This window comes from Roseitranquillus sediminis (assembly GCF_016918935.1).
Lineage (GTDB): Bacteria > Pseudomonadota > Alphaproteobacteria > Rhodobacterales > Rhodobacteraceae > Roseitranquillus > Roseitranquillus sediminis.
The window spans coordinates 8237-31646 of sequence record NZ_JAFFOB010000025.1; the positions used below are offsets into that span (position 1 = coordinate 8237).

Here is a 23410-nt window from a genome sequence, read left to right on the forward strand (position 1 = left end):
CCTTCCGGGCGAGGACGAGCGCCTCGGCCAGTCGGATGAGCGGCCGGGAACCCGCTGGGAATCAACCCGTACGACCGCTTCGGTCAGAATGACGTCATTGTCGAGTTCGCGGACCTCTACCTGCCGGACGACAACCGGTGAAGGTGGTGCTGCGGTCGATCAACGTGCTGCACGAATTCTACGTGCTCGAGTTCCGCGCCAAGATGGACATGGTGCCGGGCACGGTGACCTATTTCTGGTTCACTCCGACCCGGACGGGCGAGTCCGAATATCTTTGCGCCGAACTCTGCGGTACCGGCCACGCCTACATGCGTGGCTTTGTCCAGGTCGTGGAGGAGGTCGATTACCAGGTCTGGCTGCAGGAGCAACAGGCGCTTGTCGAGCTGGCGAAGAACAACGGATTCCCTCGGGATACTGGAATAGCGAAGAAGGCCTCTCGGCCGAAATGAACATCGATCACCTGCGCGTTCGAGGTGACGTGGTCGATGAACGCGTGCCAGGTGGCGATGAACGACTCGTTCTCGGGAATGTCGGCGGTCTTGAAGTAGTTCCACGCCGCGAGTTGCCCGGCGAGATTGCTGGTATCGAGACCCGACAGCTCCCTCTTCGCCCGCCGAGAAGGCGACGACGGGGATGTCGGCGGCGTCGATCCTGCGCCGCCAGCTCCTTGCAGAAACCGACATTGGCGTCGCCGTTGATGGTCGAGATCACGCCCACCTGCTTGCCCCGAACGCCCAGCGCCACGACGGCCGAGACGTTCTTGAACCAGTCGCTGTGCCCGAAGGGCGTGTAGTTGACGAAGATGTCCTCTTCCGGGCCGCCCGCATCCTTGAGGTACTGCTCGAGGGTGTTGTTCGTCGTCCGCGGGTAGACGTCCGAGCAGCGCGAAGCTCTCTAGCCCGATCTCCTCGAGGAAGTAATCGACTGCCGGGACCGCCTGCTGGTTCGGCGCGGCGCCAGCGTAGAACACTTTCCTCTAGCTCTCCTCGCCCTGGTAGTGAACGGGGTGGAATTGCAGGCCGTCCAGCTCCTCAAGCACCGGCAGCACGGAGTTGCGGGAGGCGCTGGTCCAGTTGCCGAAGCTGACGTCTACCTCGTGGACCGTCAGCAGCTCCCGCGCCTTGTCGGCGAAGAGCGGCCAGTCCGACGCCGGGTCGACCACCACCGCTTCCAGCTCGCAGCCGAGGAGGCCGCCCGTCTCGTTCTGCTGCTCCACAAGCATCAGCACGGTATCCTTCAGCGTCGTCTCCGAAATTGCCATCGTGCCGCTCAGCGAGTGCAGGACCTCGATCTTGATCGGATAGTCTGCCTCTTGGGCACCAGCCGTAGTCGCGGCCATCCGGCCTGCCGCGGCCGCCATAGCTGTTTTCATGATCCTACCCCTCGCTTGGCTGGTCGCTTCAACCCATCTGACGGTCGCACTGCCGCTACCGCCCGAGCAGACAGAACTCGGACCACTCGCACCTTGGGAGAGGCGAGAGCCTGCTGCGACCAGCGGCTGCTGCGGCCTTGGCCATGTCGTCGCCGTTCTTGTCCACAGCCTAGCCAGGCGGTCCGCGGTCGACGTACCGTTCTGGCAGTTTGCGTGGCTAATCCGCGCGCCAAGGAGGAAATGATGAAGATCACCCGCTCAGGCACCAACTCGTCCAATTCGGGCTCCGAGGAGTACTTCACCGGCACCGTCCGGCTCGACCCGCTGTTCCAGGCCGAGGAGCCCGGCCGCGCGCGTGCCGCCCACGTAACATTCGAGCCCGGCGCCCGCACCGCATGGCACACCCATCCGGCAGGCCAGGCGCTGATCGTCACCTTCGGCCGTGGCCGGGCCCAGCGCGAAAATGGCCCGGTCGAGGAGATCAGCCAGGGCGACGTCGTCTGGATCCCGGCCGGCGAAAAGCATTGGCACGGCGCCGCGTCCGACACGGCGATGAGCCATATCGCCATCCAGGAGAGCGTCGACGGCACGCACATTACCTGGATGGAGAAGGTCTCCGATGAAGATTACGGGGGCTGAAACTCCCGCGGGCCGGGTGCCGATGGTGCCTGGCCGCACTGGTAGAACACTCGGCGATCACCGACGGCGGTAGCGAGATCGCCGGCCCTGGCGCCGATCCGCTTGGGACATGCGAACGCGAGACGCAAAGCCCGCACATCGTCCGGCAAGTGATCAATGCGCTTCACGGGCGGCTCGTTATTGAGCGCCGGCCCTTTGTGCAAGCGACGCTCCTCGATCCTGGTCGACCCTGGCTCATGGCAGTGAGCAAGGTCGCCTCATCCTCGGTGACAGAAAAAGCCGCCGGTACAGTCCGGGTTGGAGCCTTCCTGCGCCAGGCCACGCACGGCCGATACCGAGGCGCAGGAAGAGTGGCTGGGGCAGGGTGGAGCGGCTAGATCTCGCCCAGCGCGACACCCGACTCGGTCACGATCTCGCGGATGTCCTCGGCCTGGTTGGGATTGTCCTCCATCACCCCCGCGAGCGTCTCGCGGATGGGTTCCAGTTCCTCGTCCGACATCCCCTCGGCTTCCGCCAGCGCGCGGCGCAGAGCCGAGAAGCAGTCGGCCTCGTATTCGATCCGTCCGCATTGCGAGTCGATGCGACCTGCGAGCGTCGAGCCGGAGACCTCCTGCGCGACGGCGGGCGCTGCGGTAAGTGCGAGGGCAGCGACGGGCGCTGCGAGGATGGCCAATGGTCTCATTCAATCCCTCCCTGGGTTATCAGGCTCATCGGGCACGGCCAGCAACAATGACGAGTGCCGACCCCCGACAGCGCAACCATGTTGCGTTTCTCGCTCGCGCTCCGCAAGGGCAAGCTCATCCGGCCCTTGCCGGCGGGGCGAGGTGGCCATAGAAACGGCACTCGAGACCGCTCCGCCGAAGAGCGGCGCGAACAAAGTGGACGGGAAAGGGTATGGGCGCACAACGCGCGCTATTGGTGACGCGGCGCCTGACGGATGCAGTCCAGGCGAGGGCGCAGCGCGATTACGATGCCGTGCTCAACGACGCGGACCGCGTCTTCACCAGCGAGGAGCTGGTTGAGCGGTGCCAGGACGTGGACGCGGTCCTGCCCTGCCACTCGGAACGCTTCACGGCAGAGGTGATCGCCGCGCTGCCCGACCGGTTGAAGGTCATCGCCAACCACTCCGTCGGGGTGGACCATGTCGACCTCGACGCGGCGCGCGAGAAGGGGATCATAGTCACCAACACACCGGACGTCCTGTCGGATGCCACGGCGGAGATCGCAATCCTCTGCATGTTGGGCGCGGCGCGACGCGGTGCCGAGGGCAACCGAATGATCCGCGAGGGCAAGTGGGATTTCTGGTCGCCGGCGTTCATGGTTGGGCGACAGGTTACCGGCAAGCGCTTCGGCATCCTCGGCATGGGACGGGTCGGGCAGGTGACGGCCGAGCGCGCACGTGGCTTCGGGATGGAGGTGCACTATCACAACCGCCGCCGGTTACCGCCCGAGGCGGAGAGGGGCGCCGTCTATCACGAGCGGTTCGAGGACCTGCTGCGGAACTCCGACGTGCTGTCGCTGCACTGCCCTGCGTCAACGGCCACGCGGAATGCCATCAATGCCGAGACGCTGGCCCTGCTGCCCGAGGGGGCGATCCTGGTGAACACGGCGCGCGGCGATCTCGTGGACGAGGATGCGCTGATCGCGGCGCTCCAGAGCGGCCGGCTCTTTGCCGCGGGGCTGGATGTGTTCCGGACCGAACCAGGTGGCAACCCGGCGCTCGCGGCGCTCGAGAACGTGTTCCTGCTGCCGCACATCGGCTCGGCGACGCAGGAGACGCGAGACGCCATGGGATTCCGCGCGCTCGACAACCTGGACGCGGTCTTTGCCGGCCGCGAGCCGCGGGACCGCGTCGCTTGACGGGTGCGGAGCGGACGATCGGCGGCGGAATGGACGCGCTCCGTAGCGGCGCGGGATCGGGCGAACGGTCCGGGTGCCGGTCGCGGGTCAGGCGCAGATTCGTCGGAGAAATGCGTACTGAAGGCTTCGGAACCTTGCTTTTCCGGAACGGCTCATGAACGCTAGCGAAGCCGTCGCGCCGGCAACCAAGATCCGCGTGCGACACAATGGGAGGAAGGCAATGAATTCTGAGAAGAAGACCAGCGGAGCCGTGACTCGGCGCTCGTTCCTGCGCAAGGGCGCGGTGGCTGGCGGAGTCGCCGCAACCGGAGCGCTTGCAGCTCCTGCGGTTCTGGCGCAGAGCCCGATCGCGGTGCGGATGCAGACGTCGTGGCCGGCTTCGGATATCTGGCAGGAGTTTGCGCAGAACTACGCCAACAGCGTGCAGGAGATGTCGGGCGGACGTCTCGAGATCGACGTGCTGCCGGCTGGCGCCGTGGTGGGCGCTTTCCAGGTGCTCGACGGGGTCAACGACGGCTTGATCGACATCGGCCATGACGTGCCGGTCTACTGGTACGGCAAGAACAAGGCGGCTTCGCTCTTCGGCACCGGCCCGGTGTTCGGCGGTTCGGCCACGACCATGCTCGCCTGGTTCTACAACGGCGGGGGTCAGGAGCTCTACAACGAGCTCACCCAGGAGATCATGGGCCTCGACGTCATCGGGCTCTACGGCTTCCCGATGCCGGCGCAGCCCTTCGGCTGGTTCAAGAACGAGGTGAACTCGGTCGAGGACATCAGCGGCCTGAAATATCGGACCGTCGGTCTGGCGGCGGACCTGCTGCAGTCGATGGGCATGAGCGTGGCCCAGCTCCCTGGCGGCGAGATCGTCCCGGCGATGGAGCGCGGCGTCATCGACGCGTTCGAGTTCAACAACCCGACGTCGGACATGCGCTTCGGGGCGCAGGACGTGGCCTCGAACTACTACCTGTCATCCTACCACCAGGCGTCGGAAGCCTTCGAGTTCCTGTTCAACCGCAGCTTCTTCGAGGATCTCGACCCTGACCTGCAGGCGATTCTGCGCTATGCTGTACCGGCCTCGGCAACGCTCGATCACGCCTCGGCGCTCGACAACTACTCGGCGGACCTGCAGACGCTGATCAACGAGGGTGGCGTCACCGTGCACCGGACGTCGGACGACATCCTGGCGGCGCAACTCGACGCTTGGGACCAGCTCATCCCCGAGTTGGAGGCAGACGAGTATATGAAGCGCGTTCTCGACAGCCAGCGCGCCTGGGTAGAGCGGGTCACGTTCTACGAACTGATGAACTCGCCCAACTACGAGCTCGCCTACCAGCACTATTTCCCGGGCAAGCTCTCGCTCTGATGCATTTACCGGGCGTCCCCGGCGGTCCATGATCGCCGGGGACGCGTGCTTGCGGGAGAGGTGATGACGGGTTTCATCAAGTTCGCCGACACGCTTTCGGCCGCGTTCGGCAAGGCCTTCGCATGGCTGATCCTGCTGATGACCTTCGGCGTCAGCTACGAGGTCTTCGTGCGCTACGTGCTGAACGCGCCGACTCCGTGGTCACTGGACGTATCCTTCATCATGTACGGCACGTTGTTCATGATGGGCGGCGCCTACACGCTGTCGCGCAACGGCCATGTTCGCGGCGACTTCCTCTATCGCCTGTGGCCGGCCCGAGTGCAGGCCAGCGTGGACCTGGTGCTCTACTTCTTCTTCTTCTTTCCTGGTGTGCTGGCGCTTGTCTTAGCGGGGTGGAAGTACGCGGCCCGATCGTGGTCATACGGTGAGGTCAGCGTGAACAGCCCGGCCGGAATCCCCGTCTACCAGTTCAAGACGGTCATCGTCGCCGCGGGCCTGCTGCTGCTGGTCCAGGGCGTCGCACAGGTGATGCGCTGCATCCTCTGCATCCGCCAAGGCTACTGGATGGCGGCCGAGGACGACGTCGAGGAGACGGAGCAGCTGATGATGAAGAACGCGCCGTCCCAAGACCACCCTGACATGCGCTGATGGGCCACTATCACGCGATCCCGACAAATCGGAGCGAGCTGACGTGACCGACCCGCAAGTGGCCCTGCTCATGCTGGGCATCTTCATCTGCCTTGTCTTCCTGGGGTTCCCGATCGCCTTCACCCTGATGGCGCTCGGCATCGCTTTCGGATACTTTGCGTATTACGACCCGAGCCGGATGTGGCGCGGATACGAGCGGCTGGACGAGACGGCCAGCTGGTGGGACTCCACGTCGCTCTGGGTCGAGGGGTTCTTCAACAGCCGTATCTTCGACCTCTTCGTCAATCAGTCCTACACGGTGATGGCGAACGAGGTGCTGACGGCGGTGCCCCTGTTCCTGTTCATGGGCTACATCGTCGAGCGGGCGAACATCGTCGACCGGCTGTTCACGACGCTCAACATCGCCTCGAAGAACGTGCCTGGGTCCATGGGTGTCGCGGCGCTGATCACCTGCACGCTCTTCGCCACGGCGACCGGCATCGTTGGCGCGGTAGTGACACTGATGGGCCTGCTGGCGCTGCCGGCGATGCTGAAGGCGCGCTACGACCCGAGTTTTGCGAGCGGGATCATCTGTGCCGGCGGTACGCTGGGAATTCTGATTCCGCCATCGATCATGCTGATCGTCTACGCCGCAGCATCGGGCGTCTCGATCGTCCGCCTCTATGCGGGCGCGCTCTTTCCCGGACTGGTGCTGGTCGGTCTTTACCTGGTCTACGTCGTCGGTCGCTCGATCCTGCAACCGCGTGTGGCGCCGCGTCCGACCAGCGAAGAGGTGCCGGACGTTCCCTTTCTGCGCCTCGTCTGGATGCTGGGGACGTCGTTCCTGCCGCTGGCGTTGCTAATCATGGCCGTGCTGGGCTCGATCCTCTTCGGCCTCGCCACCCCGACTGAGGCCGCGGCCATTGGGGCGCTGGGTGGCATGGTGCTTGCCGTCGCGTACCGGGCGATGACCTACCAGCGCCTGCGAGAGAGCGTCTACCTGACCGTCCGGACCACGGCGATGGTGTGCTGGCTCTTCATCGGCTCCTACACCTTCTCCTCGGTCTTTTCGTACCTCGGGGGCGAAGAACTCATATCGCACTTCGTCAGTGGCCTCGATCTGACGCCGCTGCAGTTCCTGCTCCTGGCGCAGCTGATCATCTTTCTCCTGGGCTGGCCGCTGGAATGGTCGGAGATCATCATCATCTTCGTCCCGATCTTCTTGCCGCTCTTGCCCATGTTCGGCGTCGATCCCCTGTTCTTCGGGATTCTCGTGGCGCTGAACCTGCAGACCTCGTTCCTGACTCCGCCGATGGCAATGTCGGCATACTACCTCAAGGGGATCGCCCCGCCCGAGGTGCGCCTGACCCAGATCTTTTCCGGCGTGATGCCATTCCTCGTGATGGTCTTCATGGCGATGGCGTTGGTCTACATCTTCCCCAACCTGGTCTTCGGGCTGCCGCAGATGATTTATGGGCGCTAGCATGATCCACACCAAGGTGCCGATCGTCAGCCTGACCGCGCTCGAGCTGCGCGATCGGCTGGCGCGGGGATCGCTCTCGGCGGTCGACCTTGCTCAGGCCTGCCTCGAGCAGATCGCTGCGCGCGAGCCCGAGGTCCAGGCGTGGGCCTGGCTCGAGAGCGAGCACGTTCTCGACCAGGCGAGGACGCTGGACCGCTACCGCCAGACGGGCCGGCCGCTGGGCCCACTGCACGGGCTGCCCGTGGCACTCAAGGACATCATCGACACCCGGCGGATTCCCACCGAGAACGGCACATCCATCGACGCTGGGAGGGTGCCGGCGAAGGACGCCACCGTGGTCGACCGCCTGCGCGCCGCGGGTGCCGTGATCGCTGGCAAGACCGTGACCACGGAGCTTGCCTTCCTGCATCCGGGCAAGACCAGGAATCCGGCCAATGGCGGACACACCCCCGGTGGCTCGTCGTCCGGTTCGGCGGCAGCGGTCGCGGCGGGGATGGTGCCGCTTGCGGTGGGAACCCAGACTGGCGGATCGGTGATCCGGCCGGCGGCCTACTGCGGCGTCGTAGGCTTCAAGCCGACCTTCGGATCAATCCCGCGCACGGGGATCCTGTCGCAGAGCCCCAGCCTCGACACCGTCGGCGTCTTTGCCCGGACAGTGGAGGATGCGGCGCTCCTCTCGGACGCACTCTTCGGCTACGATGCGGGCGACAGGTCCACTAACGCGATGCCGCCGCCACGGCTCCTGACGACGGCGCGATCCGAGGCACACGTGCGGCCCACCTTCGCATTCGTACGGCCGCCGGGCTGGGAAGAGGCAAGCGAGGAGGTGGTTCTTGCCATGCGGGAGCTGTCCGACGCGCTCGGCGAGTACTGCTTTGAGGCGGTGCTGCCCAAGGCCTTCGAGGAAGCCGTGGCGGTTCGAGAGCGCATCAACTTCGCAGAGATGGCAAAATGCTATCACCACTACGAACGGCGCGGCGGCGACCAGCTGTCAGAGGTTCTGCGCGCGGCGATGCAGACGGGAAGCAATATGCCGGCGCGCGACTACATCGCTGCGCTCGACTGGCCCGAGATCCTGAATGCCGGTCTCGCCGAGATTTTCCAGCGCTGCGACGCGATCCTGACTCCGGCAACTCCGTCTCCGGCGCCAGCAGGCCTTGGATCGACGGGAAGTTCCATCTTCAACGGCCTCTGGACGCTCTGCGGGACGCCCGCCGTGACGCTGCCGCTGCTGGAGTCTGAGGCCGGCCTGCCAATGGGCGTGCAGCTGGTCGGGCCGCAGGGCGAGGATGCGCGCCTGCTGCGCACCGCGCGCTGGCTGGCAACATTCACCGAAGGGATGACCGCATGAGAAAGCACATCCTGCCTGTCTTCGCCATCCTCGTACTCCTGGGGTTCCTCGGGATCCTGGTGTGGGAAGTGCCGCGTCTCGACCTTGGCGCAGTCGTGGCGGTAACCCTCTTGTTCGCGATCTGGGACCTGCTCGCCCCCCACGACGAGCACTAAAGGATCCGTCAGCGGATCAGGATCGCGCGGAAGTCGTTCACGTTGGTGAGGGTCGGACGCGTGACCACGAGTCGATCTCGCGACTGGAAGTAGCCGTAAGCGTCGTTGCGCTGCAGGTATGCGCGCTGCGCGCTCCAGTCCCGCCCGTCAAGGATGCTGTCATCGAGCCAAGCGCCCGCATTGTTTTCCGATCCGTCGATTCCGTCGGTATCGCAGGCGAGTGCAGCGATTGCACGTTGCTTCTTGAGGGCGATCGCAAGCGCGAGCAGGAACTCGGCGTTGCGCCCGCCACGGCCGTCCCCATGCACGGTGACGGTAGTCTCGCCGCCGCTGAGCAGGACGCAAGGCGGTGCGATCGGATCCGAATACCGGCGGACCGAGCTCGCTATGCCCGCCATCACGAGAGCTGCCTCTCGCGCTTCGCCCTCGATCGCATCGCCGAGGATGAGCGGTGCGATCCCGCGTTTGCGCGCCGTCTCCGCCGCGGCGACGAGCGCCATCCGCGGGGTCGCGATCAGGTGGGTCTCACCCGACGGCGCGTCGGCGGCTTCACCTGAGTTGCAGCGCATCAGCTTTTCGACGCGTTCGGAAATCGGGATGTCATAGCGGTTCAGGATCGCGAGAGCTTCCTCGACCCGCGGTGCCTGCACGACGCTGGGACCGGAGCCGATATCGGCCGGGTCATCGCTCGGCACGTCCGAGATGATGTAGGTCACCACCCGCGCTGGCGCGGCGGCGAGCGCGAGACGGCCGCCCTTGATCCCGGACAGCGCCTTGCGGACGCAGTTCATGGCGGAAATGGAAGCGCCGCTGCGCAGGAGGCTTCGCGTGATGTCCTGCTTCTCGTCCAGCGACAAGCCGTCGAGCGGCATTGTCAGGAGCGCCGACGCGCCACCGGAGATGAGCACGACGACGAGGTCGTCCGTGCCCGCCGTGCGCGCTAGGTCGAGGATGCGCCTCGAGGCGTGCAGCCCTGCCTCATCGGGAACCGGATGACCGGCTTCCACCACCTCGATCCAGCGCGTGGGTGTGCCGTGGTCGTATCGGGTGATGACGAGACCTTCGCATGCCTGACCCCAGGCCTTCTCGAATGCGGCGGCCATGCTTGCGGCGGCCTTGCCAGCGCCGAGGACGATGGTGCGCCCCGCAGGCTTTGACGGCAGGCGCCCTTCGAACTTTCCCTCGGGCAAACTGGCGGCGAGCGCCGCGTGGAACAAGGAATGCAGGATGTCTCTGTCGGAACCGGCAGGTGCGGCAGCATCACGGACCCGGCCCACGGACGTCACCGTTCCCACTTTCGCAGGTCAGGCGATTTCATGACGGCCGACCAGCTCGATCGCCCGGACCAGGGCCGAGTGATCCCATCCTGCGCCACCTTGCGCGGCACAGCTGTTGAAGAGCTGCTGGCAGAGCGCTGTCGCGGGCAGCGCCATCTGAAGCAATCTGGCTGAAGAGAGCGCGTTTTCGAGGTCCTTCTGGTGCAACTCGATGCGAAACCCGGGCTTGAACGTGCGCTCGAGCATTCGCTTGCCGTGGACCTCCAGTATCCGGGAGCCGGCGAAGCCGCCCATCAGGGCCTCGCGCACCTTGGCGGGATCTGCGCCGGCCTTGGCTGCGAACACGAGGGCCTCGGCGACCGCGCCGATCGTCAGGCCCACAACGATCTGGTTGGCGACCTTGGCAGTCTGCCCGTCGCCCGCGGCGCCGACATGCGTGACGTTCTTGCCCATCAGATCGAAGAGCGGGCGCACGCGCTCGAACGCTTCGGCGGTGCCGCCGACCATGATCGCGAGCGTCGCCTCCTTGGCGCCGACCTCGCCGCCCGAGACGGGGGCGTCGAGATAGTCGCATCCTAGCTCGGTGATGCGCGCTGCGAACGCCTTCGTCGCAATGGGCGAGATGGAGCTCATGTCGACGAGGATCTTGCCCTCCGAGAGCCCGGCGGCAACACCGGCCTCGGCGAAGAGCACCTCCTCGACCTCTGGCGTGTTGGGCAGCATGAGGATCACAATGTCGGATCCCTCGGCGACCTCGGCGGGCGAGGCGCAGAACGTCGCGGCCTCAAAGCCTTCGGGCCGTCGGTTCCGGACGTAGAGAAAGAGCTCGTGTCCGGCGTCGCGGAGGTGCCCGGCCATGGGCGCACCCATGATGCCGAGGCCGATGAAGCCAACTCGCATGGAACAGATTCTCCGGGAGGCAGGGCAGGGGGCTGACGCCGCTCGCGCGACGCCAGCTTCTCGCATCTACTGGGCGGGGCGCGCCGTCGCTTCGGCTTCGGCCTGGACGCCGCGGCGAATCACCGACGCTTCAGTGCCGGCCTGAAAGCAGGTGAAGCCCTCGCGCTCGGACCGCCAGCGCAGCGGCCCGCAGAGCGCCTTGCCGCCGGCCTCCGCCGCGTCGGCGATCATTGTCACCAACTGCTCGTACTGCTCGTCACCTTCGCTGTAGCCCGAGAAGTTGCCGAGATCGCCGCTCGCCACCATCAGCGCGTCGTAGCCATCGAGCGCAGCGATCTCCTCGACATCCTCGACGCCCTCGAGCGTCTCGATCATCAGGATCAGGACCACATTGTCGTTGAAGGTCTCGCGGTAGCCGCCCTCCACGTTCCGGTAGATTTCGGACGGCCCCTGGCCGCCACCGGCGCTGTGCCGGCCCAACGGTGGGAAACGAACCCACGAGATTGCCTCCTCCGCCTCTTCGACCGAGTCGATGGTGGGATAGACGATGACCATCGCGCCCGCGTCGAGGGCATGCTGCGCCTCGCGCTCGCTAGTCTCGGCCAGGCGCACGCCGTGAACGGCATCCGCGTTGGGGCAGGCGGCATACATCCGCGCCACCTGTTCCCAGTCGGTCTGCTCGTGCTGCATCTCGACCCAGGTGAAGTCGTAGCCAGCATTGGCCATGGCGCAGTAGGTCCGCGGATCGGTCGCCCTGATGGTGCCGCCGACGAGGTCCTCGCCATTCATGATCTTCTGCTTGGCGGTGCTCCAGACGGGCACCTCGCCTTCAACATCGAAGCGCGGCCCATACTCCCAGTCGGCTGCCGAGAAACCGCCATCTTGTGCGAAGGCGGCAGCTCCGCCAAGGATAGCCGCGATTGCCGCGAATGCAGTCGTTATTTTCATCTTTTCTCCTCCTCGCGCCCTTTTTGGCGCATCCTTTATGAACGGACAGCGCTGAGCTTTTCTCTTGAACGCGCCGATTCTCCCTCTGGTGTCATGTATCGAGCGCCGGATCGAAGAATTCTCGAGCCCTGTTTTTCAGGTTCGGGACGATACGCCCTTCGACGATCTCCTTGAAATGCGCAGTCTCGCGGTGTGCGTCGACGCCGGCCTGGTCGGCGTAGACTTCGTGCAGCACAAGCACGTCCGGGTCGTCCTGCGACTGCCACACGTCGTAGGCCAGGCATGCAGGCTCGGTCTCCTCGACTCGCGCCTTCATCTCTCGGATTTGCCCGACCACCTCGTCGCGTTTTCCGTCGGCGATGTGATATCTGGCAAGTAGAAGGATCATCGGCCTATTCCGCTGCTTCCAAAAAAGGTTACGTTTGGCCGATCGGTGATGTCAAATCAATCCGCGTAACGGAGAATGTTTCCCTTACAAAGCTATTATATGAGTATTGAGGCAGGTGAAACGGCTTCGCACTAATGGGGCTTCACGGCGCCTATTCGCAGCGGCAGCGTTATGGTCGTGGGTGAAGTCGCAAGCTGGAAGTGCGCGTTCTCGATGCCCTCGACAATGACTTGGGACATCGCCGCGCTGGCGGCTGCGGCGTCGCCTCGTGTGACCGCCTCGAGCACGGCGTGGTGCCGCGCGATCGAGGCCGCGAGGCGCTCGCCGCTGTCGACGGGAGCGCTCACCTTGAAGGCGCGGAAGATCGACGCCTCGATGATGCTGCTGAAGGACAGCATGAAGGGATTGCCCGACGCGAACAGGATCTCTTGGTGGAAATGCAGGTCCCACTCGCCATAGCTGTCACGGGTGTGCGCCGGGCGTGCCATCGCCATCAGGAAGAGGCGCATCCGGCGCAGGTTCTCGTTGGTGCGACGGATCGCAGCCATCGCCGCTGCCGCCGGTTCGAGCGCCTGGCGCACCTCGAACACCTTGATGAGAAACTCCGAGTCCATGCCGGCGTCGATATGCCAGCTCAGCACCTGCGGGTCGTACATGTTCCAGCAGGCTTCTGGCAGCACCTTGGTGCCGATCTTCGTCTTCGCGACGATCATCCCTTTGGCGGCCAGCGTCTTCAGGGCCTCGCGCAGGACGGTACGCGATACGCCGAACTCCTCGATCAGCTGGCTCTCGTTCGGCAGGATACCGTCGGGCGGATAGACGCCCTTCATCACGCGGATGGCGATCTCCCGCGTGATCAGTGCGTGCGCAGAGCGGACCCTCGAATCGAGTGATAGCCGCGGAAGCTCGGCCAGGTGCATGGCTGTTCCGGCAGACCTGGTCTTGCGTTCCTCACGTGTCTCTTGCTCCCCTATCGTCATCACCTTCTCCTCCCTGGCGCAACTTTGGAACTCTCGCACAGCTTCGGCGCGACGCAAAGTTGCACTGTTCCCGCGGCGCGAACAGGCGAATTGCCGCGACCCCCCGCTCACCCGGCGACGATTGCGGCGCGCAAACTCGCGAGGCTGTCGCGGAACGAAGTGACGAAGTCCCCATCGGCGGGTCGATTGGCGAGGGCCGGAAAGACGACGCTGGTGATGCCGAGGTTCATCAGCACTTGTCGCGTGTCGGCGCCTGGATCGGCGTCCCAGAGCATGATCGTGGCCGGATGTTTCTCAAGAAGCGCATCCAGGGCGTCGAGTTGCTCCGGGCCAGGCGGCTTGTCTGCCTCCCACTCGACGCTTTCCAGCGCGAGACCGTAGCGACGCGCGAGATACTGATACCGCGGGTGCGAGGCGAGGAGAGGTCGTCCGGCAGCCAGTGCGCCAACCTCCTCGGCTACGGCATCGAGCGTCGCGAGATCGGCAGCGAGTGCCTTGAGGTTCGCTTCGAAGAGCGCGGCCTCGCCAGGCAGGCGACGGGCGAGCGCTTCGGCCACCGCTTCGGCCTGCAGCGTCGCCAGGTCAAGGTCCAGCCAGGTGAAGGGCGCGACGCCCGCGTGGGAGTGGTCACCTTCGGGACCGTGGCTGTGGGTGACGCCCTCGGTCTCGATGAGGGCGTCCGCGTAGGCTGTGGACGTATCGATCGTGCGCGAGCGGGGCAGGGAGGTCCGCGTCGTCCAATCGGCGAGCCCGGCGCCGGTGAGGAGAACAAGATCGGCCTGCTGGAACGTGGCGATTTCGGCGATGGGCGGCACCCAGTGCGCCGGATCAACGTCGGCCGGCACCGGCAGGACGACCTCGGCAGTGTCGCCGGCGATGCGCTCGGCGAAGTAGGCGACGGGGTACGAGTCGGTGCGAACGTCCAGCGTCTCGGCACGGGCCGTCCCCGCGCCAAATGTAAGCAGAGCGACCGCGGCCAGGTCGAGGGGCCGACGGCCGATCACGATTGTGTCTCTGCGTCGACGGATGCGCGCGCCATGTCCTGCGGCGTCAGTATCCAGTAGTTCGAGTGCCCATCACCGGCGCTGACCTCGATCCGCAGTCCGCCCTCGTTGGCGAGACGCGGCAGTCGAACCGATCCGTCCGCGCCGAGACGTGTCTCGTGGATGAGCGCATCGGCGGCGTCATAGACGGTGACGACGCCTTCACGCGCCACGCGGCCGCTGGAGAACTTGGCCTCAACCACGATCGCTCCCTCCTCGATGAACGCGAAGACGTTCAATTGGTGAGCATGGGCTGGTCCGCTCGGGGCGAAGAGGAGCGCCAGGAGCGCGCCTACGACCTTGGTGGGTGCGTTGAAGGGCGGCGTCCGCATCTCCTACTCCGGCCACGGCTCGAAGCGGACCCACAGGACGGCGCCGAGCTCGACGTCCTTCTCGACCCCCTCGTGCGGCAGCTGGTAGTCCGCCGTCGTCAGGGCGGCAAAGCCCCACCAGCCGGGCCGGGGCGGGGCGTAGGTAAAGACGCCGTTGGCGTCGGCCTTGACCACCTGCGTGATCATCAGGTCGCTTGGCACCTCGATGGCGCCGTCGGCGTTGTAGCGCTCGACCTCGACCTCGGCATAGGGGACCGGCTCGCCGCCGGCCTTGACGATGCCCTGAAAGACGTTCCCGCTCCAGAGCCCGAACGGGCGGGACAGCGGCACGATCTCGGTTTCCAGCCCGAGCTCGGCGTCCCAATCCGCGTTATCACCGAAAGCCGAGACGTAGGTCTTGGTGTAGTGGACGATGAAGACGTCCTCGGACGGCTCCCAGTACGGCTGGGGCTCCATGTGGAAGACATACGTTCCCGGCCTCTCGGGCGTGAAGCTGCCGGCCCAGGCGGCGCCATCTAGCACCCTCGCTTCGCTCAGCGTGTCGAGAAGGTCCGTGCTTTCGCCATTATGCAGGACGCCGAAAGCCTTCGGGCGGGCGAGGTCCATTCCAGTGGCCTCGAACGGATGCGAGAAAGAGAGCTCGAGGTCGATCGTGCGCATATCCTGCTGCGACACCATCGGATCGGAGGGGATAAGCATGCCGAAGTGGCCGAAGGCCGGTCCGGCGACAACGGCCGCCGATGTCATCGAACAGAGCGCCAACGCTGGCCGCGTCATTCCCAGCTGCCGAGCAGCCATAGGGCAAGATCCTCCCGTCCCGCCGCAATTGCCGATACGACAACCGCCGCAAAAACTATACCGGCACCCAGCAGGATCGCAATCTCCGCCCCGATTAGTCGGAGAATTGTCGACCGGCGGCAGCCGAGCCTGAACACGGTCTCGATCTCGCCGCGGCGAAGCTCGAGCGACATGTAGAAAACGAGTGCGATCGCGAGAACCGCAGCCAGGGCAATGGTCGCCACCACGGTGTCGATAAGTCGCCCGATCCGGAACATGGTCGCGAGCAGCCCATCGACGACGTCCTGCGGCACGACGATCTGCAGCGGCTCCTCGCGGTCCAGATACCGCCCCCTGAGGATCACGCCCGACCGCTCGTCGTTCGGGACGGCGATCACGGCGGTAACCGAGTAGCTGTCGGAACTGCCATGGAAATGAAAGCTGTCGATGTTCTCCGGCGTGATCTCGGCAAAAGTCGGCAGCGCTGGTCCCGCCACGACGTTCCGTTCAGTCCGCGCGAGGAGGTCGTCCGCCTCCGCTGCCTCGCCGTGGCCATGGCCGATGCCTTCGATCACCCAAGCCGTCTTCAGATCGACGAAGACGGCGCGGTCGTCGGGGCCGCCGGTGGCGGCCAGCACCCCCACCACCGGCATCCGAAGCGGGTACGTTCCGCCGAGGTCGAAGAGGTTTTCCGGGGAGGAAACGAGACTGTCACCCGGCGCCAGGCCAAGGTCCCGCGCCACCGTGGCGCCGAGCACCGCCTCTCCGAGGACGGCAAGATCGCGGCCGTCGGCTACTTCGAGTCCGCGGAACTCGAAATAGTCGAGCGTGGTGCCGACGATAGGCGCGCCTTGCGCCTCGAACCGGGCGTAGAGCGGGATGGCTGCGGCAAGCCCGCTCGCCCAGACTTCTTCCGAGGCCGCGACCGAGGTCAGCGGCGGCCGGTCACCGGTGAAGTAGAGGCTGTTCAGCACGAGGTCGAGCGTGCTGCCCCGCGCGCCGACGACGAGCGGGGTCGACGCGGCGCGGGCGGTCATCTGGCGCTCGCTCGCGTCGAGGAGGAGGTGGATCACCGCCGGCACCGCGATGATCAAAGCCACGGCGAGGACGACGATCGCGCTCCGGGCCGCGTGGAAGCGGAGGTACTGGACGGCAAGGTAGAGCGTGCTGGTCACGCCGGCATCGTCTGGCGAAAGCTGCGGAAGTCCACCACGCGGTCGAACCGGTCGAGCAGGTCGTGGTCGTGGGTCACCGCGAGGACGGTGGCGTTCTCGGCCTCCGCGCAGGAGAAGAGGAGGTCGAGGATCACGCCCTTGGTCTCGGGGTCGAGGTTCCCCGTCGCCTCGTCGGCGAGCACGACCGGCGGCCGTGTCAGGAGGGCGCGGCAGATCGCGACGCGCTGCTTCTCGCCGTGGGAGAGTGCGCCGGGGCGGTGGCCGAGCTTGGCTCCGATCCCGGCACGCCAGGCAAGATCCTCGGCGCGCTTGCGGGTCGCTCCGTCTAGGGTGAGCGCGCCGCTGATCCGGTAGGGGTGCAGGATGTTGTCGCGGGCGCTGAGATACTCGACCAGCCCGAAGTCCTGGAAGACGGAACCGATGGTGCGGGCGCGAAAGTCACGTCGAGCGACATCCCCGAGGGTGTGGACTTCGACGTCACCGACGCGGACGCTGCCCGAGAAGGGCACGAGGATTCCGGCAACGAGACTGAGGAGTGTCGTCTTGCCCGAGCCGCTCGGCCCAACGACGGCAAGTCGCTCGCCACTGGCGGCTGCGAGGCGCGGGATCTCGAGGCGGAAGCCGGCTGAGGGATATGCGAAGCTGATGTCCTGAAGCGAAATCATCGCGGCGGATCGTCCCGCACGACGTCGATGAGGTCGAAGGCGCCGATCTTCCACGCGCCGTCCACCGGCACGATCGCAAGATCGGCCTCGTAGCGGTTCACGCGGTCGTGGACGTGGCTCCAGTGTATGACCGAGCCGCGCACGCTCCAGACCCCGTGAACGCGATATCCCTCGGCGCCGGGCAGCGGATCCGCTTCCGTGCGTTCGAGTTCGACGGACTGGACGTCCGAGCGCCGCCCGTCCTCCTGCAGAGAGAGCGCGGCGCGCTTCTGCAGGTAGAGGTCCGCGAGCACGTCGTCCGCTGCCACCGCGGCAAGCGCGTCGTAGATCTCATCCTCGTCCTGCTGCTCGAAGGCGAAGTAGACCTGCTCGAGAAGGGCGCCGACGAGGCCGGGGATCTCTTCGTCGCTGAGCACGCGGCTGCCGGCCCTCAGATCGGCTGCGGAGCCGCGCTCTGCCTGGCGCTCAAGCGTGGCATTCACGAGGACGAGGGCGGCGACAACCGCAATCCACGCGCCGAGGCCACGGACCATGCCCTCGCGGCGCTGGCGCAGCGTCCGGCCGAGGGCGGCGCCAAGTGCGGTCACGGCGATGGCGCCGCCGACGGCCGCCAAGGCGTAGGCCGCGAGCGAGATCCACGACGCGTCGCCAATGCGGAGGATGGACCCGATCCCGAGGCCGAAGAGGGCCGCGACGGCGGCCAGGCACAGGTTCACAGCGCCAGCGGTCCGGACGCCGATGGCCATCAGCGCGGCGATCGCGGCCGCTGCGCCCGCAATAAGCGCTTCAAGGTAGTAGGGGGCGCCGAAGGCGAACCCAGCGGCAACGCCGACGCAGAGAGCGGCAGGTCCCGACGTTACTGAGTACGCCTTGGCCGGAACGCGCGCGGCGCCAAGGAGCGCACCGACGGCGAGGAGGGCGAGCCCGTTCTCCGGCGTTACGACGGCGCCGGCGCCGAAGACCAGCGCCTGGCCCAGACCCGCATCGGGAACGACAGCGTGGCCCGAGGAGGGTAGCAGCGCAGTTCCTGTGACCAGTGCTGCGAAGACGCGCTTGCCTTGATGTGCTCGGCTGATCATCCGCGCCGTGCGCGCCTAGAAGCGCTGCGCAAGCGAGTTGCGGTCGGCGCCGTCCTCTGGATCGGCGCTCAAGCCGGAGAAGATCCAGAGCAGCATCGCGGAGGCGATGATGGCGATCAGCCAGGACATCGCACCCGACGCGACCAGCGCCTCCAGCGGCGGCCACGGAAACTGGCCCAGGAGCGCTGCCCGCTCGACCGCCATGTGCCAAGCCGAATGCGCTACGAAGGCCGAGAGCACGATAGTGCCGACCCGCGCCGGCACGACGAAACGGAATGCCACTTGCAGGGCAGCTATCGCGAGGGCCAAGGCGGCTAGCGCGGCCAGTCCCGCGCCCGCGTCGAACGCGATGATTGCCGTCAAGAGGTGGGCGCCCGCGAACTGGACGTTTTCGGCGAAGGGCGCCGACAGGGCAAAGCCGATCGGCAGACCGAGAAACGGAGAAACTCGCCAGCGGCGTCGGTAAGTGGCGCCGACGATATTCTCGACCGATAGATAAATGATCGAGGCGGCAATGAGGAATGAAACCAGATATGGGAACCAGAGGGTATTGGGCGTGAGGCCCCATCCCGATGCCATCAGGCCGGCGGTCTGCCCTAGAAGGAAGGCCCCGCCGGTTATCAGGAGCTGCCTTGAGCCGATCAGCGGCATCGCCATTGCCAGGAGCAGAAGGAGGTACTCGGATCTGGCCGAGATTTCGCGGAAGCCTCTTTCCGAATAGAGCCACACGGTTTGCCACCAGCTCGGGTCGAGGTGTACCTGCCCGACGTCGGCATGCACGTCATACACCCGGTCGGTGCCGTCCGCGCCGAGGTATCGCATCACGACGTTGACCTGCAGGCCGAGCCGCGCGAGCGCCGGCTCGATGGAAAAGCTCGAATTTTCCGAAGAAATCGGATATCCATAGGCGATCTGCAGCAGGCCCTGCTCCCACAAGATCTTCGTGTCCGCTGGCAGGTCCGCCTGCGTCGTATGGGCAAGCGCCGCGTCGTATCCTTCGGTGAACGTGTCGTCAGATGGCAGCGACACGCGCGCATCCAGTACTTCAGGCTGCGGCAACGGTTCGCCGTTCTCGTAGACTTCGATGACGTCGCGGACCCAGATCTGCGCCGCGCCTTCGAGCGAGGTGCGAATGTTCGGCAGGTCAAGATAGCCTTCGCTGTCTGTCGCGATGTCGACATCCCGCAGGGAGTCCATCGGCAGCCGCAGCAGGAGGGTCAGGGTGTCTCCCTCGGGCTTGACGTAGGTGAGGACCGTCACTTCGTTCGGGACCTCGTGCGCGGTCGCGGTGCCGGCGCCGCCCACGGCCGCCAGCGCGAGCGTGAGGTGGAGCAACAACATGTTGCGGATTCCGCAAAGGCGGCCCATTTCTCTGATGAATAGCGAAAAGCCGGTCATTTCTCTGACAATTGCAAGGGGTGATCTCAATTATCTCGACAGTTGTGACGCCGCTTGTCTAGTCTTTTTCTACCGAGGCCGCGAATGGCCGATCAGAGGAGGAGGAAAGCATGCGGTGGTTTCCATCAAGGCGCAAGGCGCTCGCGGGTGGCAGCGTGCTCGCGCTTGTCGCGGTCGTGGGTGCCGGGCAGTTCGCGTTCGAGGGCGCGTCGGCGCAGGACGCAAGCGCTTCGGCCCAAGAGGCGCCGCGCTTCGAGGTTGATCCGTTCTGGCCAAAGCCGATGCCGAACAACTGGGCGCTGGGGCAGGCGATCGGTGTCGCGGTCGACAAGGACGACAACATCTGGATCATCCATCGCGGATGGGATCCGGCTGCATTCGATCCCACCGATCTCGCAGTTCCGCCGGAAGGCAGCAGGAATGCCGGGCAAGTGGTCGGGGAGTGCTGCAATCCGTCGCCCCCGGTCATGCAGTTCGACCAGGAGGGCAACCTTCTGCAGGCGTGGGGCGGACCGACGGATACCGGCGAGTATGAGTGGCCAGCCTCTAACCACGGCATCGCTGTCGACGATGAGGGCCACGTCTACATCGGCGGCAACGGGGGTTCCGACGCGCACGTCCTGAAGTTCACGTCAGACGGAGAATTTGTGGCGCAGTGGGGCGCTTCGCACGCGCGCATGGTCGACGCGGACGGCGCGTCTGTCGAGCCCGACCCGTTGACGGGTTATGCCGGCCTCGCTCCGGGCGGAGAGGTCCCTGAAGGTTTCTCCTTCCAAGCCAATTCAATGGACATGGAAAACTTCGGCCGGGTGGCCAAGGTCGACCTCGATCAGGAGGCCAACGAGGCGTACCTGTCGGACGGCTACGGCAACCACCGCGTGGCCGTTGTCGACATGGACAGCGGCGAGATCAAGCGGTTCTGGGGTGCCTATGGCGAGCCCCCGACGGACGAGGATCTTGGCCCCTATGATCCGTCCGCACCGCCGGCACGGCAGTTCCGCAATCCGGTTCACTGCGCGAACGTATCGGACGATGGGCTGGTCTATGTCTGCGACCGTCCCAACAACCGCGTCCAGATCTTCCAAGAGGACGGCACGTTCGTGCAGGAGGTCTTCGTGGCGCCCGAGACCCTCTACGACGGCTCGGTCTGGGACATCGACTTCTCGGCGGACCCGGAGCAGCGCTACCTCTACATGGCCGACGGCCAGAACGAGCACCTCCGGGTGTTCGATCGCGAGACCATGCAGGAGCTCTACAACTTCGGGACCGGCGGTCGTCAGCCGGGCATGTGGATGGGCTTGCACAGCATCGCCGTGGACTCGCAGGGCAATCTGTACACTACCGAGACCTACACCGGTAAGCGTCTGCAGAAGTTCGTGAACATGGGCATGGCGCCCGCCGCACCGATGCAGGTTGCCTGGCCGGGCTAGTACGCGGCAACGCGTTCCAGCCGCAGCCAGCAAGAGCAGAACCTCCGCCCGCCGGTTCCAGCGGCGGGCGGAGGGCCTTTTGGAGCCGTGCTTTCGAAGTCCTGATTCCGTGGAGGGCGCAGAAGCCGGTGAACATCACTGACCGCGGGGACCGGTGCCGGTCTTCAGGTCAGCGACAGGACCGACTTGCGCGACGACCGCAGGCGGACACTCTGATTCCGGATCAGCGCGAACACCAGAGCACTGGCGCCTTCGGTGGCGCCGGCGATCCGCTTCGCCCGGTCGGCGTTGGTTCCCTGCAGCGCCTCCGGTCCTTTTCGCGCGTGAAGTTCCAGGAGCGATGCGCTCGAGATCAGCGAGAGGTGCGTGAAGGCCTGCGGGATGTTGCCCAGAAACGCGCCGGTCCGCACGTCGACCTCCTCGGCGTAGAGCCCGACGTCGTTCGCGCGTGACAGGAGCCGCTCGAAGAGCTCGCGCGCCTCGTCCGCCCGACCCACCGTCAGAAGGGCTTCGACCAGCCAGAAGCTCGTGATGAAGAACGCGCCCTCGCCGCCCTCGAGGCCATCGTCGCCCCGGTAGCGGTGGACGAGATCCCGGGTGCGGAGCTCGCGCTCGACCTCCTCCACCGTGCGCGCGACGAGGTCCGGGTCGAGTGGCAGGCCGAGCAGCGGCACCTGCAGGAGCGATGCATCCGTCGTATCGGCTCCATACGACTGCACCAGGTGCGCCGGATCGCCTGCCACTCCCTTCTCGAGCACCTCGCGCAGGATCTTGTCGCGCGTGTCGCGCCAGAGGGGCTTCTCGCCGAAGAGGCGGATGGCGCGGTCGAGCGTGACCCACGCCATCGCCTTGCCCTGCGTGAAGTGCCGTGGCTCGCAGCGCATCTCCCAGATGCCGTGGTCCGGCACCTGCCACGTCTCGCAGACATGGTCCGCCACTCCGCGCAGCAGCGCCTTCTCGTCGGCGCTGAGGCGCGAGCCGAGGGCGGCGCGGAGTTCGGCCCAGTCGAGCAGCTCGCCGAAGACGTCGAGCTGGCGCTGCTCCGCCGCCCCGTTGCCGACGCGAACCGGGCGGCTGTCGCGGTAGCCGGAGAGGTGGTCGTGGCAGTGCTCCCTCAGGTACGGCTCGCCGTCGATCCCGTACATGATCCTCAGCGTCGAGCCTTCGCGCAGGCAGTGCCGCGACAGGAAGGTGGAGAATCGGCTAGCCTCGGCGCTGTAGCCCAGCACCGACAGGGAGAAGAGCGCGAATGTCGCGTCGCGGATCCAGCAGAAGCGATAGTCCCAGTTCCGGCTGCCGCCGATCTCCTCGGGCAGCGATGTCGTGGGCGCCGCCACGATCGCCCCGCTCGGTGCATACGTCAGAAGCTTCAGCGCCAGCGCGCTCCGCCGCACCGCATCCTCGTAGGGGCCGCGGTATCGGGAGTAGTCGGTCCACTCCTGCCAGAAGGCGCAGGTGACGTCGTAGAGCTGGTCGGCGCGCTCGCGCGGATCGAAGAGCGGCGCGATGCTGGTCATGACGCAGGTCTGCGCTTCGCCGTCGCCGAGGACGATGCGCACCGCCGCGCCGTCATCCTCGCGCCGGGCCTCGCCGGCGCACCAGAGGGTGATCCCGCCCTCGCAGTCGATGCGCCCGTCGCCGATGTGCATTTCCAGCGGTCTGGTGGAGAATTCGTGACCGCGGGGCCGAAAGCGGGTTTTCAGTGTGGCATGGCCGGAGGTGCAGCGCATCCGGCGAACCACCCAGCCCGGTGCGTTCAGCGTCACGTAGTCGTGAACCCGTGCGCCGCGCGTCCGCCCGACCGGCATGAAGTCGATCAGCTCGAGCGTGCCCGTCTCGGTCTCGAACAGGGTCCGCAGGATGTTCGTCCGCTCGACATAGGCACGCGAGATGCGCCTCGTGCCCTCGGGCTCGACGCTCCACGACCCGCCGCCGCCCGCGTCGAGCAGCTGGAAGAAGACCGGGTCGCCGTCGAACCGCCGCGGTGTGCACCAGTCGATGCTTCCGGCGGCCGAGACCAGCGCGGCACCGTGGCAATCGCCGATCAGCGCATAGTCCTCGATCGGCGGCTGGCGGTTGCTCGTCATCACGCACTCATTCCCGATCCCACAGGCGACGGTACGGCCCCGCCGCACGCAGACCCGACCTTGCGCATCTATCTGCTGCAC

23 protein-coding genes and 2 pseudogenes are annotated in these 23410 nt (G+C 66.0%); 9 read left to right on the forward strand and 16 right to left on the reverse strand.

Annotation, left to right across the window (positions count from 1 at the left end):
* The first annotated feature begins 137 nt into the window (after positions 1–137).
* Positions 138–449 (forward strand): cytochrome c oxidase subunit II, encoded by a 312-nt coding sequence (locus JM664_RS16210; protein WP_319637552.1) that lies wholly within the window; start codon positions 138–140, stop codon positions 447–449.
* Here the strand turns inward: JM664_RS16210 and JM664_RS19070 are convergent.
* Positions 344–813, reverse strand: a pseudogene (locus tag JM664_RS19070) (transporter substrate-binding protein); the annotation flags it as partial. The gene JM664_RS16210 and the pseudogene JM664_RS19070 overlap by 106 nt on opposite strands.
* A 121-nt stretch (positions 814–934) precedes the next feature.
* Positions 935–1372 (reverse strand): annotated as a pseudogene (locus tag JM664_RS19075) (transporter substrate-binding protein); the annotation flags it as partial.
* A gap of 243 nt (positions 1373–1615) precedes the next feature.
* Here JM664_RS19075 and JM664_RS16220 point away from each other — a divergent pair.
* Positions 1616–2011: a (R)-mandelonitrile lyase gene (locus JM664_RS16220; RefSeq protein ID WP_227420972.1), complete on the forward strand. Its 396-nt coding sequence runs from the start codon at positions 1616–1618 to the stop codon at positions 2009–2011.
* Between the two features lie 373 nt (positions 2012–2384).
* On the opposite strand, the gene JM664_RS16225 is transcribed toward JM664_RS16220, so the two are convergent.
* Complete coding sequence (locus tag JM664_RS16225; RefSeq protein WP_227420973.1) at positions 2385–2693, reverse strand: hypothetical protein; 309 nt, start codon at positions 2691–2693, stop codon at positions 2385–2387.
* A gap of 212 nt (positions 2694–2905) precedes the next feature.
* On the opposite strand from JM664_RS16225, the gene JM664_RS16230 reads away from it, so the two are divergent.
* The 6 genes from JM664_RS16230 to JM664_RS16255 all read left to right on the forward strand — a co-directional run bounded on the left by JM664_RS16230 (position 2906) and on the right by JM664_RS16255 (position 8850).
* Positions 2906–3871, forward strand: coding sequence for a 2-hydroxyacid dehydrogenase (locus tag JM664_RS16230; RefSeq protein WP_227420974.1), 966 nt, complete (start codon positions 2906–2908; stop codon positions 3869–3871).
* A 220-nt stretch (positions 3872–4091) separates the two neighbouring features.
* Positions 4092–5234 (forward strand): TRAP transporter substrate-binding protein, encoded by a 1143-nt coding sequence (locus tag JM664_RS16235; RefSeq protein WP_227420975.1) that lies wholly within the window; start codon positions 4092–4094, stop codon positions 5232–5234.
* 63 nt (positions 5235–5297) lie between these two features.
* Entirely contained in the window at positions 5298–5882 is a 585-nt protein-coding gene (locus JM664_RS16240; protein ID WP_227420976.1) for a TRAP transporter small permease subunit, read from the forward strand.
* A gap of 43 nt (positions 5883–5925) precedes the next feature.
* A complete protein-coding gene (locus tag JM664_RS16245) occupies positions 5926–7344 on the forward strand; it encodes a TRAP transporter large permease (protein WP_227420977.1) in 1419 nt (472 codons plus the stop codon).
* A gap of 1 nt (position 7345) precedes the next feature.
* Positions 7346–8695, forward strand: a complete 1350-nt coding sequence (locus JM664_RS16250) for an amidase (protein ID WP_227420978.1) — start codon at positions 7346–7348, stop codon at positions 8693–8695.
* On the forward strand, positions 8692–8850 hold the full coding sequence (locus JM664_RS16255; protein WP_227420979.1) for a hypothetical protein: 159 nt from the start codon (positions 8692–8694) through the stop codon (positions 8848–8850). Before JM664_RS16250 ends, JM664_RS16255 begins: the two co-directional genes overlap by 4 nt.
* Positions 8851–8858: 8 nt before the next feature.
* Here JM664_RS16255 and JM664_RS16260 read toward each other — a convergent pair whose 3' ends face one another.
* The 12 genes from JM664_RS16260 to JM664_RS16315 all read right to left on the reverse strand — a co-directional run bounded on the left by JM664_RS16260 (position 8859) and on the right by JM664_RS16315 (position 19755).
* On the reverse strand, positions 8859–10067 hold the full coding sequence (locus tag JM664_RS16260; protein ID WP_264465765.1) for a glycerate kinase type-2 family protein: 1209 nt from the start codon (positions 10065–10067) through the stop codon (positions 8859–8861).
* 87 nt (positions 10068–10154) lie between these two features.
* Positions 10155–11093, reverse strand: coding sequence for a 2-hydroxy-3-oxopropionate reductase (locus tag JM664_RS16265; RefSeq protein ID WP_227420980.1), 939 nt, complete (start codon positions 11091–11093; stop codon positions 10155–10157).
* Positions 11094–11975 carry an HpcH/HpaI aldolase family protein gene (locus JM664_RS16270; protein WP_227420981.1) on the reverse strand — a complete coding sequence of 294 codons (882 nt, stop codon included), beginning with the start codon at positions 11973–11975 and terminating at the stop codon, positions 11094–11096.
* Between the two features lie 91 nt (positions 11976–12066).
* The gene (locus JM664_RS16275) at positions 12067–12363 is read right to left on the reverse strand and encodes a putative quinol monooxygenase (protein ID WP_227420982.1); all 297 of its coding nucleotides are present in this window, start codon (positions 12361–12363) and stop codon (positions 12067–12069) included.
* Positions 12364–12494: 131 nt separating this feature from the next.
* On the reverse strand, positions 12495–13343 hold the full coding sequence (locus tag JM664_RS16280) for a FadR/GntR family transcriptional regulator (RefSeq protein WP_227420983.1): 849 nt from the start codon (positions 13341–13343) through the stop codon (positions 12495–12497).
* A gap of 107 nt (positions 13344–13450) precedes the next feature.
* Positions 13451–14347 carry a metal ABC transporter substrate-binding protein gene (locus JM664_RS16285; protein ID WP_227420984.1) on the reverse strand — a complete coding sequence of 299 codons (897 nt, stop codon included), beginning with the start codon at positions 14345–14347 and terminating at the stop codon, positions 13451–13453.
* Positions 14344–14718 (reverse strand): hypothetical protein, encoded by a 375-nt coding sequence (locus tag JM664_RS16290; protein WP_227420985.1) that lies wholly within the window; start codon positions 14716–14718, stop codon positions 14344–14346. The genes JM664_RS16285 and JM664_RS16290 overlap by 4 nt, the downstream gene beginning before the upstream one ends.
* 3 nt (positions 14719–14721) lie before the next feature.
* A complete protein-coding gene (locus JM664_RS16295) occupies positions 14722–15465 on the reverse strand; it encodes a DUF4198 domain-containing protein (protein WP_227420986.1) in 744 nt (247 codons plus the stop codon).
* Positions 15466–15491: 26 nt separating this feature from the next.
* A complete protein-coding gene (locus tag JM664_RS16300; protein WP_227420987.1) occupies positions 15492–16670 on the reverse strand; it encodes an ABC transporter permease in 1179 nt (392 codons plus the stop codon).
* The gene (locus JM664_RS16305) at positions 16667–17335 is read right to left on the reverse strand and encodes an ABC transporter ATP-binding protein (protein WP_227420988.1); all 669 of its coding nucleotides are present in this window, start codon (positions 17333–17335) and stop codon (positions 16667–16669) included. The genes JM664_RS16300 and JM664_RS16305 overlap by 4 nt, the downstream gene beginning before the upstream one ends.
* Complete coding sequence (locus tag JM664_RS16310) at positions 17332–18414, reverse strand: hypothetical protein (RefSeq protein ID WP_227420989.1); 1083 nt, start codon at positions 18412–18414, stop codon at positions 17332–17334. Before JM664_RS16310 ends, JM664_RS16305 begins: the two co-directional genes overlap by 4 nt.
* 15 nt (positions 18415–18429) lie before the next feature.
* Entirely contained in the window at positions 18430–19755 is a 1326-nt protein-coding gene (locus tag JM664_RS16315; RefSeq protein ID WP_227420990.1) for a HupE/UreJ family protein, read from the reverse strand.
* A 167-nt stretch (positions 19756–19922) separates the two neighbouring features.
* On the opposite strand from JM664_RS16315, the gene JM664_RS16320 reads away from it, so the two are divergent.
* Positions 19923–21242: an NHL repeat-containing protein gene (locus JM664_RS16320; protein WP_227420991.1), complete on the forward strand. Its 1320-nt coding sequence runs from the start codon at positions 19923–19925 to the stop codon at positions 21240–21242.
* Positions 21243–21406: 164 nt separating this feature from the next.
* Here the strand turns inward: JM664_RS16320 and JM664_RS16325 are convergent, their stop codons facing one another.
* Entirely contained in the window at positions 21407–23329 is a 1923-nt protein-coding gene (locus JM664_RS16325) for a glycoside hydrolase family 15 protein (RefSeq protein ID WP_227420992.1), read from the reverse strand.
* Positions 23330–23410 lie beyond the last annotated feature (81 nt).

Excerpts from the sequence above, each read along its gene's own strand:
- JM664_RS16325 (WP_227420992.1), bottom strand. The coding sequence starts at position 23,329 with ATGACGAGCAACCGCCAGCCGCCGATCGAGGACTATGCGCTGATCGGC.
- JM664_RS16255 (WP_227420979.1), top strand. The coding sequence starts at position 8,692 with ATGAGAAAGCACATCCTGCCTGTCTTCGCCATCCTCGTACTCCTGGGG.
- JM664_RS16235 (WP_227420975.1), top strand. The coding sequence starts at position 4,092 with ATGAATTCTGAGAAGAAGACCAGCGGAGCCGTGACTCGGCGCTCGTTC.
- JM664_RS16320 (WP_227420991.1), top strand. The coding sequence starts at position 19,923 with ATGCGGTGGTTTCCATCAAGGCGCAAGGCGCTCGCGGGTGGCAGCGTG.
- JM664_RS16265 (WP_227420980.1), bottom strand. The coding sequence starts at position 11,093 with ATGCGAGAAGCTGGCGTCGCGCGAGCGGCGTCAGCCCCCTGCCCTGCC.
- JM664_RS16310 (WP_227420989.1), bottom strand. The coding sequence starts at position 18,414 with ATGATCAGCCGAGCACATCAAGGCAAGCGCGTCTTCGCAGCACTGGTC.
- JM664_RS16305 (WP_227420988.1), bottom strand. The coding sequence starts at position 17,335 with ATGATTTCGCTTCAGGACATCAGCTTCGCATATCCCTCAGCCGGCTTC.
- JM664_RS16225 (WP_227420973.1), bottom strand. The coding sequence starts at position 2,693 with ATGAGACCATTGGCCATCCTCGCAGCGCCCGTCGCTGCCCTCGCACTT.
- JM664_RS16280 (WP_227420983.1), bottom strand. The coding sequence starts at position 13,343 with ATGACGATAGGGGAGCAAGAGACACGTGAGGAACGCAAGACCAGGTCT.
- JM664_RS16275 (WP_227420982.1), bottom strand. The coding sequence starts at position 12,363 with ATGATCCTTCTACTTGCCAGATATCACATCGCCGACGGAAAACGCGAC.
- JM664_RS16295 (WP_227420986.1), bottom strand. The coding sequence starts at position 15,465 with ATGACATCGGCGGCCGTTGTCGCCGGACCGGCCTTCGGCCACTTCGGC.
- JM664_RS16230 (WP_227420974.1), top strand. The coding sequence starts at position 2,906 with ATGGGCGCACAACGCGCGCTATTGGTGACGCGGCGCCTGACGGATGCA.
- JM664_RS16250 (WP_227420978.1), top strand. The coding sequence starts at position 7,346 with ATGATCCACACCAAGGTGCCGATCGTCAGCCTGACCGCGCTCGAGCTG.
- JM664_RS16220 (WP_227420972.1), top strand. The coding sequence starts at position 1,616 with ATGAAGATCACCCGCTCAGGCACCAACTCGTCCAATTCGGGCTCCGAG.
- JM664_RS16290 (WP_227420985.1), bottom strand. The coding sequence starts at position 14,718 with ATGCGGACGCCGCCCTTCAACGCACCCACCAAGGTCGTAGGCGCGCTC.
- JM664_RS16315 (WP_227420990.1), bottom strand. The coding sequence starts at position 19,755 with ATGTTGTTGCTCCACCTCACGCTCGCGCTGGCGGCCGTGGGCGGCGCC.
- JM664_RS16270 (WP_227420981.1), bottom strand. The coding sequence starts at position 11,975 with ATGAAAATAACGACTGCATTCGCGGCAATCGCGGCTATCCTTGGCGGA.
- JM664_RS16240 (WP_227420976.1), top strand. The coding sequence starts at position 5,298 with ATGACGGGTTTCATCAAGTTCGCCGACACGCTTTCGGCCGCGTTCGGC.